This window comes from Zunongwangia sp. (assembly GCF_048269745.1).
Classification (GTDB): domain Bacteria; phylum Bacteroidota; class Bacteroidia; order Flavobacteriales; family Flavobacteriaceae; genus Zunongwangia.
The window spans coordinates 152422-168646 of the sequence record NZ_JBLXIB010000001.1 but is presented as its reverse complement, the minus strand read 5'-3'; the positions used below and the strand labels follow the sequence as shown (position 1 = coordinate 168646).

The 16225-nt window shown below is 33.7% G+C and carries 16 protein-coding genes; 10 read left to right on the top strand and 6 right to left on the bottom strand.

Annotated elements, in window-relative coordinates; all coding sequences use genetic code 11:
* Positions 1-50: 50 nt before the first annotated feature.
* From ACN0WI_RS00740 to ACN0WI_RS00715, 6 genes are all read right to left on the bottom strand, one after another.
* Positions 51-833, bottom strand: coding sequence for an enoyl-CoA hydratase/isomerase family protein (locus ACN0WI_RS00740; protein ID WP_417885090.1), 783 nt, complete (start codon positions 831-833; stop codon positions 51-53).
* A gap of 32 nt (positions 834-865) precedes the next feature.
* Positions 866-2335 (bottom strand): ATP-binding protein, encoded by a 1470-nt coding sequence (locus tag ACN0WI_RS00735; protein ID WP_417884690.1) that lies wholly within the window; start codon positions 2333-2335, stop codon positions 866-868.
* A 40-nt stretch (positions 2336-2375) separates the two neighbouring features.
* Positions 2376-2924: a CopD family protein gene (locus ACN0WI_RS00730; protein WP_417884689.1), complete on the bottom strand. Its 549-nt coding sequence runs from the start codon at positions 2922-2924 to the stop codon at positions 2376-2378.
* A 147-nt stretch (positions 2925-3071) separates the two neighbouring features.
* A complete protein-coding gene (locus tag ACN0WI_RS00725; protein WP_417884688.1) occupies positions 3072-4427 on the bottom strand; it encodes an MATE family efflux transporter in 1356 nt (451 codons plus the stop codon).
* A complete protein-coding gene (hemH, locus tag ACN0WI_RS00720) occupies positions 4427-5461 on the bottom strand; it encodes a ferrochelatase (RefSeq protein WP_417885089.1) in 1035 nt (344 codons plus the stop codon). The genes ACN0WI_RS00725 and hemH overlap by 1 nt, the downstream gene beginning before the upstream one ends.
* Before the next feature lie 178 nt (positions 5462-5639).
* Positions 5640-6539 carry a helix-turn-helix transcriptional regulator gene (locus ACN0WI_RS00715; RefSeq protein WP_417884687.1) on the bottom strand — a complete coding sequence of 300 codons (900 nt, stop codon included), beginning with the start codon at positions 6537-6539 and terminating at the stop codon, positions 5640-5642.
* A 199-nt stretch (positions 6540-6738) separates the two neighbouring features.
* Here ACN0WI_RS00715 and hemA point away from each other — a divergent pair, with 199 nt between their 5' ends.
* From hemA to ACN0WI_RS00665, 10 genes are all read left to right on the top strand, one after another.
* Positions 6739-7992 carry a glutamyl-tRNA reductase gene (hemA, locus tag ACN0WI_RS00710; RefSeq protein WP_417884686.1) on the top strand — a complete coding sequence of 418 codons (1254 nt, stop codon included), beginning with the start codon at positions 6739-6741 and terminating at the stop codon, positions 7990-7992.
* Entirely contained in the window at positions 7989-8903 is a 915-nt protein-coding gene (hemC, locus tag ACN0WI_RS00705; protein WP_417884685.1) for a hydroxymethylbilane synthase, read from the top strand. The genes hemA and hemC overlap by 4 nt, the downstream gene beginning before the upstream one ends.
* 5 nt (positions 8904-8908) lie before the next feature.
* Entirely contained in the window at positions 8909-9574 is a 666-nt protein-coding gene (locus tag ACN0WI_RS00700) for a uroporphyrinogen-III synthase (protein WP_417884684.1), read from the top strand.
* A gap of 42 nt (positions 9575-9616) precedes the next feature.
* A complete protein-coding gene (gene hemE / locus ACN0WI_RS00695; protein ID WP_417884683.1) occupies positions 9617-10645 on the top strand; it encodes a uroporphyrinogen decarboxylase in 1029 nt (342 codons plus the stop codon).
* A gap of 221 nt (positions 10646-10866) precedes the next feature.
* Entirely contained in the window at positions 10867-11265 is a 399-nt protein-coding gene (locus ACN0WI_RS00690; RefSeq protein WP_417884682.1) for a hypothetical protein, read from the top strand.
* A gap of 1 nt (position 11266) precedes the next feature.
* Positions 11267-12169 (top strand): oxygen-dependent coproporphyrinogen oxidase, encoded by a 903-nt coding sequence (hemF, locus tag ACN0WI_RS00685; RefSeq protein WP_417885088.1) that lies wholly within the window; start codon positions 11267-11269, stop codon positions 12167-12169.
* A 38-nt stretch (positions 12170-12207) separates the two neighbouring features.
* Positions 12208-13200 carry a porphobilinogen synthase gene (gene hemB / locus ACN0WI_RS00680; protein WP_417884681.1) on the top strand — a complete coding sequence of 331 codons (993 nt, stop codon included), beginning with the start codon at positions 12208-12210 and terminating at the stop codon, positions 13198-13200.
* 183 nt (positions 13201-13383) lie between these two features.
* Positions 13384-14526 carry a CNNM domain-containing protein gene (locus ACN0WI_RS00675; protein WP_417884680.1) on the top strand — a complete coding sequence of 381 codons (1143 nt, stop codon included), beginning with the start codon at positions 13384-13386 and terminating at the stop codon, positions 14524-14526.
* Positions 14471-14953 (top strand): methylated-DNA--[protein]-cysteine S-methyltransferase, encoded by a 483-nt coding sequence (locus ACN0WI_RS00670; protein ID WP_417884679.1) that lies wholly within the window; start codon positions 14471-14473, stop codon positions 14951-14953. The genes ACN0WI_RS00675 and ACN0WI_RS00670 overlap by 56 nt, the downstream gene beginning before the upstream one ends.
* A 70-nt stretch (positions 14954-15023) precedes the next feature.
* On the top strand, positions 15024-16172 hold the full coding sequence (locus tag ACN0WI_RS00665) for a serine hydrolase domain-containing protein (protein WP_417884678.1): 1149 nt from the start codon (positions 15024-15026) through the stop codon (positions 16170-16172).
* Positions 16173-16225: the final 53 nt, after the last annotated feature.

Here is a 16225-nt window from a genome sequence, read left to right as displayed (position 1 = left end):
CTATCCAACTTATTTGAAATAGCGCCACATAATTATAAAAAGATAAAATATTACTTCCCAGGAAAATCGGCTTTTCGTTTATTTAAAAAAGCAGAAGTTCCTTCTTTAAAATCTTCAGTTCCAAAAGCTTTACCAAACTCTTTAATTTCAATTTCAAAACCATCAACACTTTTTTCAAAATTTGCATTTATAGCTTTTATTGCAGCACTAATGGCTACCATAGAGTTATTCATTATTTTTTCAGCTATTTTTTCAGCAAACTCTATTAATTCCTCTTGTGGAGTTACATGGTTTACTAAATTATATTGCAAGGCTTGGTTAGCATCAATCATTCCGGCAGTCATAATCATCTCCATAGCGCGACCTTTACCCACAAGTTGCGATAAGCGCTGCGTCCCTCCATAGCCTGGAATTAAACCTAATGAAACTTCCGGCAACCCCATTTTGGCATTTTCAGAAGCAATTCTAAAATGTGCTGCCATAGCAAGTTCTAATCCGCCTCCTAAAGCAAAACCATTGATTGCTGCAATTACGGGTTTCGGAAAATTTTCAACATAATCAAATAAAATATCATGCCCTTCAGCAGACAATTGTCTTCCTTCTTCTGTAGAAAAATCAGCAAACTCACTAATATCTGCTCCGGCTATAAAAGCTTTTTCTCCGCTTCCAGATATAATAACCACTTTTATTTCTTTATCGGTTTCAGCATCTTTAAAAGCTTCATGCAACTCTTTAATGGTTGCTTTATTAAGTGCATTTAATTTTGAAGGTCTATTAATAGTTATGTACTGTATTCCTTCTTCTGCCTCTACAATAATATTCTCAAACTCCATAAGGTCGGATTTTTCAAAAAAACTCATTCAATTTATTTATTTTCAGTTTTCTTAGGAAAACGTACTTTAAATATAGTGCCTTTGTCTGGTTTAGAGGTAAAATTTATGCTTCCTTTATAGGTTTCTACAATTTTTTTAACCATTGCTAAACCTAAGCCCATTCCGCTATTCTTGGTTGTAAATTTAGGCTCAAAAATCTTATCACTATTTTCTGATGTTATCCCGTGCCCATTATCAGACACGCAAATACAAACCATTTTTTCTTCTTCTTCTACACTTACTACAATTTTTGGATCAGTAACCTCATCTAGTGCCTGAATAGCATTTTTTACCAAATTTGTAACAACTCGTATAAGCTGAGTGCGATCGAATTTGGCTAAAATTTCATTTTTTTGGGTATAAAAAGATATATAATTTTCATTGAATATATCTAGCGCTAATTTCGTGATTTTAGGTACGTTGAGGATTTCGTTTTGCTGAGCCGGCATTTTTGCAAAATTTGAAAATGCAGAAGCAATAGAACTCATAGTATCGATCTGATTTATTAAGGTTGAGCAAAATTCTTTTAACTTTTGATCGATTTCCGGATCGTCTTTATCAAATCTGCGCTCAAAACTTTGCACACTTAATCGCATAGGTGTAAGCGGATTTTTAATTTCGTGCGCTACCTGTTTAGCCATTTCACGCCAGGCTTGTTCTCGCTCGCTAGTAGCTAATTTAACAGCACTTTCTTCCAAATCGTCTATCATGCTATTGTAGGCTGCTACTAAGGCATAAATTTCTTCGGAAGCATTAGTAATCTCTATTTTTTGATTTCGTTTATCTAAGCGAGTCTGATTAATTTTTTCTGAAATTATATTCAGTGATTTAGTAATATATTTTGAAAGGAAGTAGGCTAAAATAATGGCTAGCATCAGCATAAATAGATAAACTTCCGCCAAGCGCATTAAAAAATCTTTCAAATCTCGATTCAATTTAGAGTCGTCTTGTAAATAAGGTAGGTTTAATATTGCCAGCGGTTTAAACTTATTATCCGTTATATATGTATAAGAAGATTGGTATTTTTTATGATCTCTTTCTGTTTTATGTAAATAACGTCGGCTGGGGGCATTATCTAAGCGTTCTATTATTTTTTTTGGGATTAAATAATCCGTGGTATCTTTAAAAAATTGCTCTTTAGAACTAATTAAAAGCCGCCCTTCCAAATCGTAAATATTAATTTCCATTTGGTGAACCTGAGCCATCTCATAAATTTTTTGGCGTTCTTTAAAAATGGCGGGAATATTTTCGGTTTTCACCATGTAAGTTGTATTGGCTAATACAAAGTTTATATTTTCTCGTATAGCCTGCTCTTTACGCTCTAGCCTTTTTTGATGATAGGTTTCTGCTTCTGCTTTATATTGAAATACACTAACTGTAGCAATTAATATGGAAGCCCCTAAAACCAATAAAATCATGGAAATGAAAATACGGGTTCGTAAAGAAAGTTTTAACAGCTTCATATAATTGTACTTATGCCACGTTTAGCAATTATCGCACCAACTAAGCTTCGGGATTTTTATTCCGAATTTTTTTATACAGTTTAATGCCTAACATTAGTAAAATACCTAATAAAAATATAGATAAGACTCCGTAAATCCAATTTAAAGCATCCCTAACAATAACCAAAAATATTACGGCGAATAATATAATTGTAGCGCCTTCATTCCAAATTCGCATCTGGTTAGAAGTATATTTTACAACGTCTGCCTGTAGTTGCTTGAATATTTGATGTGTTTTTAAATGATAGGCGATTAAAAGCACGACAAACCCTAGTTTAACATGCATCCAGGGTTGTTGCAACCATACTGGTTGTAATACTAATAAAATTATCGCAAAAAATGTAGCCAATATTGCCGAAGGCCAAGTTATGATATTCCAAAGTCGCTTAGCCATCAATTTTAATTGATATCCCAAAATCGACTTATCGGGTTCGGGTTTCTCAGATGCTTCAATCTGATAAACAAACAATCTTGGAATATAAAAAAGACCGGCAAACCATGTGATTACAAAAATAAGATGTAGCGATTTTATGTAATTATAATATTCCAAAAGCGTAAAATTTAAAACTATAACCCCAAAAATATAAAGAGCGGTCTAAAAACAGATTGTTTTTTCAAGCTATTTAATAGAAATATTAAAATCGGCCAGAATTGTTTTAAATATCAAAGATAATGCTGATTAAAAAATTATTGCTATTTAGCTATTTTGACTTGCTTTTAAATTTTGACGAATTTCTCGATTTACAAAATATCCGGTAATTATAGTAGAAAGTACATCAGCTATAGGGAAACTAATCCAAACCCCTAATTCACCGTAATATTTCGGCAAAATTAGAACTAACGGTATTAAAAAGAATCCCTGTCGAGAAAGCGTTAATAATAATGCTGGGAGTGCTTTGCCAATTGCTTGGAAATATGCAGCTCCTATCAGCTGTAAGGCTATTATTGGTGTGGCAGCAAACACCCAGCGCATAGCATTTGGAGCTCTAGAAAGTATATCTTGATCTGATGTAAAAACACCGGCGATTCCATCGGCAAAAAACATTATTGAGATAAAAATTAATACCCCTAAAATACAGGCTGAAATAATGGCCTTATTGATTGATTTACGGACTCTGTCATAATTTTTTGCACCGTAATTATACCCAGCAATTGGTAAAAATCCTTGCGTAATCCCTAATACCGGGAATAAAGCAAACATCAGCATTCTACCAATTATTGCATATACTGCTACGCCACTTTCTCCGGCTAAATCAAACAAAATATTATTCATTAATAAATAAATAATACTAACTACTGCTTGCCGAGCTAAGGTTACAAAACCTAAAGATCCTATTTCTCTAAAAATTGAAAAATTGATTTTAAAATGGGATAATCTTAATTTTAATTCTGACTTTTTAGAAATAAAGAAGAAAAATATATAACAAAAACAAAGTATATACGAACCTGTTGTTGCCCAAGCTGCACCATACATGCCCCAGTCTAAAACATTTATAAAAATATAATCGCCTATAATGTTAGCAATAGAAGGTACAATCATGCCTACCATAGCAAAGGTTGGTTTCCCTTCTGCTCTCATTACATTATTCCCAACCATGTTTAAAGCTAAAATGGGTACGCCGTAAAGTACAACTCGGTAATAAATTTTGGCAGGTTCAAAAATAGCTCCTTTTCCTCCAAAAGCAGGAATAAGTGAATCAGCAAACAAAAGTCCTACACCTACTAAAACTGTACATAAACTAATTGTTAGTAGTATTTGGTTACCAAAAGTATTAGAGGCTTTTAAAGTATTACCGGCTCCTAAGGCTCTAGAAATAATAGAAGCTCCACCAATACCAATAGACATTCCTAAAGCAGCTATAAAAAATGAAATAGGCAATACTACATTTATTGCTGCAATTGCGGTAGAACCTATCCAATTTCCTACAAAAATGGTATCTACTAGAACATTAAGCGACATCACCAAAATTCCTATAGATGCTGGTGCAGCTTGCTTCAGTAATAATTTACCTATGGGTTTATTTCCTAAATCTTCAGAGCTTACTTTAGCCATTATACATTTACAGGCTTTTGATGAGCCCATTCATCTACCCAACGAGATAACATTTTAACCCACTCTTCTCGATCGTTTAAACATGGAACTACGTGGAACTCTTCGCCTCCTACTTCTTCAAAAATTTCTTTTCCTTCCATCGCAATCTCTTCTAAAGTTTCTAAACAATCTGAAACAAAAGCCGGAGTTACAATCGCTAATTTTGTCTTTCCTTCTTTTCCAAAACGTTCTATTGTCCGGTCTGTATAAGGTTTTAACCATGGATCGAAACCTAATCTAGATTGAAAACTGACACTATAGCTACCTTCTTTTAAATTAAGATATTTAGCAACCAAACGGGTTGTTTCAAAACATTGGTGACGGTAACAAAATTGATGAGCAGAGGAAGCTGTTTGGCAACAACTACCATCTAGCTTACAATGAGAATTTGTAATGTCGCTCTTTTTTATATGTCTTTCCGGAACTCCGTGATACGAAAACAATAAATGCTCGATATCTTTTCCATTTAAAGTTTCTTGAATGCTATTAGCTAAAACTCGTATATAATCGGGATGATTATAAAATGCAGGGACAGATGTAAACTGCATATCCGGAAAATGTTGTTGTCTTATTTCTTCAGCTAACACTAAAATAGTTTCAGTAGTAGCCATTGCAAATTGAGGATATAAAGGAAAAAGCAACACCTCTTTTACTCCTTTATCATGCAATTCTTTTAAACCGTCGTAAATACTTGGTGTACCATAACGCATAGAAAGTGCAATGGGTACACTGGTGCTCTCATCTACTTTTTTCTGCAATCTTTCAGAAAGCACAATTAATGGAGACCCTTCTTCCCACCAAATTTTTTGATAGGCTGCTGCCGATTTTTTAGGACGAGTATTTAAAATAATACCTTTTACTAATAAGGCTCTAAAAAAATAAGGTAAATCGATTACTCGACCATCCATTAAAAATTCCCCTAAATATTTTTTAACATCTTTTGGATCGGTACTATCGGGAGATCCTAAATTAACAAGAAGTACACCTTTGCTCATATCTGTCTGTCTCTTTTTTGCTATTTCAAAATTACAACTATTGCGCTGTAATGACTTCATTATTTATAAAAAGTATCTTTAGAGCTATTGTTTTTTGTTATGCTGAATTTTTATTTTCTTCTATTCTAAAAAAACCTTACTGGGATATTATTAATAGTTGATATTTTGAAATCTATTTTTATTGTGGATTAGAAGGCAACGACAATAAATACTTTTTAGGTGTAGTTCCAAACTTCTTCTTAAACGCCGCTATAAAATGGCTTGCTGTACTGTAACCTACTTTTAAACCAACTTCATTTACATTAAACTCTCCACTATCCAAAAGTTTACGAGCGTATTCCATTTTATAATGAAATAAAAAACTATAAACCGAATCTCCGTAAATTTGCTTAAATCCTTCTTTTAAGCGTTTTAAACTTAAGTTAATTTCTTCAGATAATTCTTGTAGCGATGGTGGTTCTGCCATTCTAGAAATAACAATATCCTTAGCTTTTCGTATCTTCAAAATATTTTCTTCATCACTTAAAAATGGGCATTGTTCCACATTTGCATCTTCTGCTCTATTAAAATATAAACTCAACAGCTCGTAGGCTTTTGCTTTAAAGTATAAGCTTTTGATGGTTGGCGTTAAATTAAAATTAAGTACCTGATTAAGCACAATGGCCATAGATGGGGAAATTGGGGCATCTTTATAATATTTTTTATCTCTATTTTCCGGATTTAAAAACGCAATATAATCAGCTTCTTCAGAAAATAATGCATGAAACTTCTGAATAGATATTACTAATGAAACTAACCAAGATTTTGGACCCAGTTTTAAATGTAATGGCAAGTTTTGTTGCGGATTAAAAAGTAAAAGTGATTTCTCTTCTAAAAGCGGTAAACTATAACTGCCATTATTGAACAAGAATTCGCTCTCTCCCTTTACTATAAAGTGAAATTGAATAAAACTGCTATCTATTTCTCGTTCTATTGTTTGCGATACAGAGGTCTCATTTTGAAACTTTAAAATAAAGAATCCTTCTTCAACCTTTGTTTCTTCTGAAAGACTTACAGCGATATTTTTCTCTTCATTCATAACTTAATATGTTTAATTTATTTAGAATTAATCTAAACAACATGTTTTCAAATCTTTGGTAGTACTACAAAAATAAGCTATTTACGGTGCTAGCGCCACAAAAAGAGTTAAAATCACTGAGAGCGATACAAAAAGTTCTTTCAGCGTTACTTTTTGAAGATACAATGCCTTAGTTTTGCCATGCAATCCCTATAAGTTCATGGAAAGTTTTATTTCGAAAGGAAGACATTTTTACGTTATTGGTCTTAGTTATAAAAAAGCAGATGCCAAAATTAGAGGACATTTCAGCTTGAATGAAGACGCTAAGTCTAAATTATTAAAGCAAGCGAAGAAAGAAGGAATAGAAGGTATATTAGTTACTTCAACGTGCAACCGCACAGAGGTTTGTGGCTTTGCAGCTCATCCCTTTCAGCTTATAAAATTACTTTGTGAACACACCCATGGTACTGTAGAAGAGTTTGAAAAAGTAGCGTATGTTTATAAAAGTAAACAAGCGATTTCTCATTTATTTCGTGTAGGGACAGGTTTAGATAGCCAGATACTAGGAGATTTCGAAATTATAAGCCAGCTTAAAACGGCATTTGCACATTCAAAAAAACTAGGCCTTACCAATGCATTTATAGAACGTTTGGTAAATGCTGTTATACAAGCCAGTAAGCGTATTAAAAATGAAACAGAACTTTCTTCCGGAGCAACATCAGTTTCTTTTGCTTCTGTGCAGTATATTTTAAACCATGTAGAAAATGTATCTACTAAAAACATATTACTCTTTGGTACAGGTAAAATAGGAAGAAATACTTGTGAAAACTTAATAAAACATACCCAAAACAAACATATTACTCTAATAAATCGTACTAAAGATAGAGCTGAAAAAATTGCCGGAAAATTTCAATTAACGGTTAAAAACTATGCTGATCTACAGGCTGAAATTAGAGATACTGATATTTTAATAGTTGCTACAAGTGCGCAAAACCCAACTATTAATAAGGAGCTTTTATATTGTAAGAAAGATTTGCTGATTTTGGATCTCTCCATCCCTAAAAATGTAGCAGAAAATGTGACTGATCTACCAAATGTTTCTTTAGTTCATTTAGATCAACTTTCCAGAATTACTGATGAAACGCTATTACGTCGCAAAAAATTTATTCCGCATGCCGAAGCAATTATTTCTGAAACCGAGCTAGAATTTAATCAATGGTTAGAAACCAGAAAATTTGCTCCTACTATTAAGGCTTTAAAGAAAAAGTTAGGCATGATGAAAGATGCTGAACTCGATTTTCAGCGTAAAAAACTAGTAGATTTTAACGATGAGCAAGCTGAAATTGTTAGTAATCGAATTATTCAGCAAATTATGAAGCGTTTTGCTAATCATTTAAAAGAAGATTCCGATTCTACCGATGAGAGCATAGAACTCATTCAAAAAGTATTTCAGCTAGAAGAGCAAGCACGATGAATAAAACAATACGTATAGGAACACGAGACAGCGAGCTGGCTTTGTGGCAGGCAAAAACTGTTCAGTCTGCATTAGAAAAGTTAGGCCATCAAACTGAACTTGTTCCTGTAAAATCAACCGGTGATCTTAATCTAGACGTTCCCCTTTACGAAATGGGAATTACTGGCATCTTTACTAAAACCTTAGATATTGCCATGCTTACTGGAAAGGTAGATATTGCAGTACATTCCATGAAAGATGTACCAACCACACTACCTAAAGGAATTGTAGAAGCTGCCGTTTTAAAGCGTGCAAACACTAAAGATATTTTAATTCATAAAGGCACCGATTTTTTAGAAACTAACGGGACTATTGCTACCGGAAGTCTCCGTAGAAAATCGCAATGGCTTAATAAATATCCACAACATACCGTGGAGGATTTACGTGGAAATGTAAATACACGTATGCAAAAGCTGGAAAATAGTAACTGGAATGGAGCTATTTTTGCTGCTGCCGGTCTGGAAAGAATCGAGATTAAACCTGAAAACTTCATCAATTTAGACTGGATGATTCCAGCACCTGCTCAAGGAGCTATGCTTGTGGTGGCTTTAGAAAATGATGAGTTTATTCGAAAAGCAATTGGGGCATTAAATCACTACCAAAGCGATGTTGAAGTTCATGTAGAACGTGAGTTTTTAAAAACACTAGAAGGCGGCTGTACAGCTCCCATAGGCGGTTTAGCAAAAATAGATAAAGACAATATTCTGCATTTTAAAGGAGCGCTTTTTAGTCTAGATGGAACCCAAAAATTTGAAGTAGAAAAAAGAATTGTTGCTGAAAATGCAGCTGGATTCGGGAAACTTTGTGCTGAAGAAATTTTAGCTAAAGGAGGTTTCGAATTAATGAAAGAAATTAAGGAAGTTTTAAATTAAGGCTCATGGCCACTGTACTTTCCACAAAAAAACTTACCACTGCACAACAGCAATTATTGCTAAATGCAAAAATTGGTTTTGTACAGTACAATGCCATTTCTATAGAATTTCTTCCTTTTTTATCGAATATTGATTTTGTGGAACATGCAATTTTCACCAGCAAAAATGCTTTTAAAGCTATTCAAGGCAAAGTTTCAATTAAAAGCGCCTTTGTAGTAGGTAACAAAACAGCGTTATTACTTCAGCAAAATAACATTGAAGTTGCTGAGATGGCTGATAATGCCTTAGAACTAGCTGAAAAAATAATCGAAAATCATCAACATAAACACTTTCTTTTTTTCTGCGGAAATAAACGCCGAGACGAGCTTCCATCAGAACTTACAAAAAATAAGGTGTCTTTTGAAGAGCGTACCGTTTATAAAACCAACTTAAATTATACCAAATTTCAACAAGATTTCAACGGAATTTTATTTTTTAACCCCAGTGGAATAAAAAGTTATTTCAAAAAAAATAAAAAGACCGATTCTATTGCTTTTTGCATTGGCACAACCACAGCAAATGCAATAAAAAAGTATACAACCAATATTAAAATTGCTACTAAACCAAGCATAGAAAATGTACTGGTACAAGTAGTAAAAACGTTTAATAAAAATAAATTGAGTAATTTCTAAAGAATTTCGGAGTTTACTGAATTTTAAAATAAACCCAAAAGCATGATTAAAAACGACCTTTTCTTAAGAGCTTTAAAAGGCGAATCTGTAGAGCGTCCACCAGTTTGGATGATGCGCCAAGCAGGACGCTATTTACCAGACTTTATGAAGCTAAAAGAAAAATATGATTTCTTTACGCGTTGTCGCACTCCAGAATTAGCAGCCGAAATTACCACAATGCCTATCGAGCAAGTTGGTACAGATGCAGCTATTTTATTCAGTGATATTTTAGTGGTTCCCCAAGCAATGAATATCGAAATCGAAATGAAACCCGGTGTTGGGCCATTTTTACCTAATCCGGTTCGTAGTCCGCTTGATGTAAACAACATTGTAGTACCGGATGTATACGAAGAATTAGGTTATGTTTACGATGCCATTAAGCTAACTAAAGAGCGTTTAAATAATGACGTTCCGTTAATTGGTTTTGCAGGTTCTCCGTGGACAATTTTATGTTACCTGGTACAAGGACAAGGTTCAAAAAACTTTGATAAAGCGAAAGAATTTTGTTTTAAACGCCCAGATGCAGCACAAGTATTACTACAAAAAATTACAGATACTACAATTGCTTATTTAAAAGGAAAAGTAGAAGCCGGTGTAGATGCTATCCAGATATTCGATTCTTGGGGAGGCTTATTATCTCCTACAGATTATCAAATTTATTCTTGGAAATATATTCAGCAAATTATTGATGCATTAAAAGACGATATTCCAGTAATTGCTTATGGTAAAGGTTGTTGGTTTGCATTAAAAGAAATGGCCAATTCTGGGGCTGCTGCTATAGGTGTTGATTGGACATGTTCAGCCACTAATGCTCGGTATTTAAGTGGCGGAAAAATTCCGTTGCAAGGCAATTTTGATCCGTCTAGATTATATTCTACCCCACAGGAAATTAAAAAAATGACTACTAAAATGATCGATGAATTTGGCAAAGATCGATACATCGCCAATTTAGGGCATGGTATTTTACCAGATATTCCGGTTAGAAATGCACAAGCATTTGTAGATGCTGTTAAAGAATATAAGCCAAGATAATGGCAATTTGGGCAAGAATATGGCAAGTTTATAAAAACAGCGACTACTAATAAAATGATAGTTAGATGTTCGGGTTTACTTAAAAGTAAAGTTAGTCAACAGATTTTTGGAAATTATAATTAAAGTACAAAGCAAGAATTAATGAAATCTGTCGTTAAAATTTCAGAAATAAATCCAATTACACCAAATTAAATAAATTGGGATACACAAAAAATTAAGTTATGCTTAGTAAAGGACTTAGAGATGAAAAAAATGAGGAAATCGATAAAATAATTGCTTCATTATTAGAACTTGGCTTTCTACCTGATGAGTGGAGAAAAATCAGAAATATCCTAAATAGTAAACTAAAAGAAGGTTTAGGATTAAGTTTCGATGAAATAGAGCAACTTTCTCAAGAAAAACTAATGGAAGTATTGGCTAGTTTAAAATTAGAAGCTTCTCAATATGAATCTCTTGCCGATGTTTTATTGAATAGCATTCCTCTAGAAGCAGAAGAAAAACAGTCCGATTTAGCCCGTAAAACACTTTGTATTTACCAAACCTCTCAAGAAATAAGTAAAACATTTTCATTCAGCCTAACACAAAAAATTAATGACGCAAGAAGCTGGACCAATGACTAGTATGAAGGATGAATTTTACCAATATATACAAGATCTTCAAGATCGAATTACAACAAAACTTGAAGAAGTAGATGGCAAAGCTAAATTTCAACAAGACTTTTGGGAACGAGAAGAAGGTGGTGGTGGCCGCACTCGCGTGATTGAAAACGGCAATGTATTTGAAAAAGGAGGCGTAAATATTTCTGCCGTTCACGGGCCTTTACCTCCTGCTATGCAAAGCTACTTTAAAGTTGGTGATGTAAATTTCTTTGCTTGCGGATTAAGCTTAGTCATTCATCCAAAAAGCCCTATGGTTCCTACTGTCCATGCCAATTGGCGCTATTTCGAAATGTACGATAAAGATGGAACTATAATTAACCAATGGTTTGGTGGAGGGCAAGATCTAACGCCTTATTATCTTTTTGAGGAAGATGCTATTCATTTTCATCAAGTTTCAAAAAATGCTTGCGATAAACACGACCCTAACTTTTATTTAGAATATAAGAAAAGATGCGACCTATATTTCTGGAATGCACATCGAGATGAAGCTAGAGGAATTGGTGGATTATTTTTCGATTATCTAAAAGATTCTGAAGAATATAGCATTAAAGATTGGTATAATTTTGTTACTGAAATAGGTGATAGTTTTCTGGAAGCTTACGTTCCAATTGTAGAAAAGAGGAAAATGCTTAACTACGAAAAACAACATCGTGATTGGCAAGAAATAAGACGCGGGCGCTATGTAGAATTTAATCTAGTTCACGATAAAGGCACACTATTCGGACTAAAAACCAATGGGCGGATTGAAAGTATTTTAATGAGCTTACCTCCACATGCACAGTGGGTGTACGATCATCAACCTCAACCAGGAACCAAAGAAGAAAAACTCCTAGAGGTTTTAAAGAAACCCAAAGATTGGGTATAGAATAGATCACTAGAATTTTGAATTGATACTAAAAAATTATGTTTCCATTACGAAGAAATAGAAGATTACGAACTAATGAATCAATAAGAAGTTTAGTTCGCGAAACAAATTTAAGTCCGCAAGATTTTATGTTTCCGATGTTTATTGCGGAAGGGAAAGGAATAAAAACAGAAATACCGTCGATGCCCGGAATTTACCGCCAATCGATAGATGGCACGGTAAAAGAAGTTAAAGAATTATGGAATCTAGGTGTAAAAGCGGTAAATCTTTATGTGAAAGTCAGTGAAAATCTAAAAGATAACACCGGTAAAGAAGCATGGAATAAAGATGGCCTAATGCAACAAAGCATAAAAGCAATTAAAGATGCTGTACCGGAAATGATAGTAATGCCAGATGTAGCGTTAGATCCCTATTCAATTTACGGCCACGATGGAATTATCGAAAATGGACAAATTATTAACGATGCTACCGTAGATGCGCTAACACAAATGAGTATTAGCCATGCTGAAGCGGGGGCCGATTTCGTTGCACCTAGCGATATGATGGATGGGCGCATTCTTGCTATCCGCAATGGCTTAGAAGAAAACGGTTTCCATAATGTTGGAATTATGAGCTATAGTGCTAAATATGCTTCAGCCTTTTACGGTCCGTTTAGAGATGCGCTAGATTCTGCTCCTAAGGAAAGTACAGAAGCTATTCCAAAGAATAAAAAAACCTATCAAATGGATTATGCCAACCGAATTGAAGCCATTAAAGAAGCTATAGACGATGTAGATGAAGGAGCTGATATTGTAATGGTAAAACCAGGTATGGCTTATTTAGATATAGTTCGAGAAGTTAAAGATAATGTAGATGTTCCTGTTGCGGTATATCATGTTTCCGGAGAATACGCCATGATTAAAGCTGCTGCCGAAAAAGGTTGGCTAGATCACGATAAAATTGTATTAGAACAACTATTTTGTATTAAGCGAGCTGGAGCTAGTATTATTTCTACCTATTTCGCTAAAGAAGCTGCAAAATTATTACAATAAAAACTATTGTAAAAAAGATAAAAAAACAGCCTCAATTATAAATTTGTAATTGAGGCTATTTTCAATAATAAAATAATTTTTCATTGTTCAGTACTACCAAATTACACTTCATATTTTATAATTTCTTTCAAAGTTTTTAGTTTTTTAATAATTAATTTAGGCCTTTAAAACTAAAAATCAATAATGGGTTTACTCCTAGTTTTTGCTGCATTTTCTATTTTATTTTCGTTTATGTGCTCAATTTTAGAAGCTGCACTACTAAGCTTTACGCCTGCATATATTAAAATAAAAAAGCAAGAAGGGAAAAAATACGCCGAAGTTTTAGCGAATTTCAAAAAAGATATCGACAAACCTTTAATTGCAATTTTGACTATTAATACGGTAGCTCATACTGTAGGTTCTATTTTAGTGGGAGTCCAAGCCGAAAAAACCTTTGGAGATGGTAGTAATGCCGTTGGGGTTGTCTCAGGGCTACTTACTTTGGGAATTTTAATCCTTTCTGAAATTATTCCAAAAACTTTAGGAGCTACTTATTGGGACAGGCTAGGCTATTTTACCGCAAATACCTTGCGATTTATGATTGCTCCCATAAAATATACAGGAATATTATGGCTTTTAATGTTAACTACCCGACTAATCGGAAAATCTGCTAAGGTAAATACCATGAGTCGTGAAGAATTTGCTGCAATAACGGAAGCTGCTGAAGAAGAGGGTGTTTTTGAAGAAAATGAAAGCACCGTTATTAAAAATATGCTCATCTTCAAATCTGTTGAAGCAAAAGATATTATGACACCTTTTTCTGTAGCAATTACCGAAGATGAAGCAATAACCATAGAAGATTTTCATCATTCCCACAGAAATTTAAAATTCTCTCGAATACCGGTTTATAAAGATAAATCCAACAACATTTCAGGGTTTATTTTGAAAGATGATGTGTTGGAAGAAATGATTAAACAAAACGGAAAAAGCCCATTATCATCTTTAAAGAGAGAAATTTTTGTCACCACATCTGAAGTTGCTATTCCCGATCTTTTCGATATATTTATTAGAAAACGCACCCATATTTCCATGGTTAGTGATGAATTTGGAAATGTTGTAGGCTTAGTAACTATGGAAGATATTATTGAAACCCTGCTTGGCTTAGAGATTATGGATGAAAGCGATAATATTGAAGATATGCAAAAGCTAGCTCGTAAAAATTGGGAACGCAGAGCAAAACGCTTAGGTCTTATCCAACGAAGAGAAGAAGCCCAACCCGAAAAATTGGAACATGAAAAAGACGATTTACCTAAAAACTCCGATAGCAACCGCTCAACTAACGGGTAGTAAAAATGGTGTTTCTGAAATAAAAATTATTGATAACCAATCTTCGTTTAAAGATGATATCGATATTCCGAAATGCTTACTACAAGCAAGACTTCAACTAAGTGAATATTTTAAAAAAGAACGCACTAAATTCAGTTTTCCGATTAATCCGGAAGGTACAGAATTTCAGCAAAAAGTATGGAAAGAGTTATTACATATCGATTACGGAAAAACCTGTAGTTACTTAGAACTCTCAAAAAAATTGGGCAATCCAAAAGCCATACGTGCCGTTGCTTCTGCAAATGGGAAAAACCCACTCTGGATTGTTATCCCTTGCCATCGCGTAATAGGCTCAGATGGATCTTTAACAGGTTATTCAGGTGGTTTATCACGAAAAAAATGGTTGCTAGAATTGGAGAGTCCTTCCCAGCAACAATCCTTGTTTTAGTAATAAATTCTTAAAGAATTAATATATTACAAAAAGCTATAAATTTATCTTGAATACGTACTTTTAGGGTATGAAAAAGTTTTTCCGCTTCCTAAAATATTTTGCTGGATTTATTTTATTACTAGTCGTTTTACTATACGCTTTTGGATATGGTTATATCTTTAAAGGCATTCGTATAATGTATTTAAATGGTCATAAAACAGCCTATATAGATGATTATAAAGAATTCGATAATCGACTCATTAAAAATGATAGTACAAATAATGAGCAATGGCCGGAAAGCAAGTATTACAATTCGGTTTTAGCTACCGATTCTCTTGACACTTTAAACAAACAACTTAACACTTCAGCTTTCCTCATTATAAAAAAAGATAGTATTTGGTTCGAAAAATATTACGATACTTATACCGCAACCAGTAAAACCAATTCTTTTTCAATGGCAAAAAGTGTTGTAGTTGCTCTTTTAGGAAAAGCTATAAAAGATGGATATATTACCAGTGTTTACGAACCAGTAAGTCATTTTTTTCCGCAATTCGATACCCGCCTTACGGTAGGTGATCTAGCCTCTATGGCTTCTGGTTTAGATTGGGATGAAAGTTATTATAATCCGTTTGGACATACCGCAAAAGCCTATTTAGGCAATAATATTCGAGAACTTATTTTAGAACAAAAAGTAATAAAAAAACCAGGACAAGAATTTGAATATTTAAGTGGTAATACCGAATTGCTAGGAATGGTTATTGAAAAAGCCACGCGAAAAACACTTTCCGAATATTTAAGCGAAAGTTTTTGGCAACCTATGGGTATGCAGAGCGATGCGTTATGGCAGTTAGACAGTAAAGAAGATGGTATGGAAAAAGCCTATTGCTGTATTGCCAGCAACGCAAGAGATTTTGCCCGTTTTGGAAAGCTTTTTTTACACGATGGAAACTGGAAAGGAAACCAATTGATTCATAAATCATTTGTTCGGAAAATGACAAATCCTCGATTTGAAAAATCATCGTATTATGGGTATGGATTATGGCTTAGTGATTACAGAGGCAAAAAAATCTACTATATGCGCGGAATTTTAGGCCAATACGTCATTGTAATTCCGAAAGATGATTTAATTATTGTAAGACTGGGACAAGGAGTTAAAAAGCGAAAAAGAGACGACAAACACAGCCCGGATTTTTATAAATATATCGATGAGACTTATAAGATGTTAGATAAAAAATAATTTAAATAAAATTATTTTTTATTTTTAAAACAAAACATCCTTGCAATAAAAAT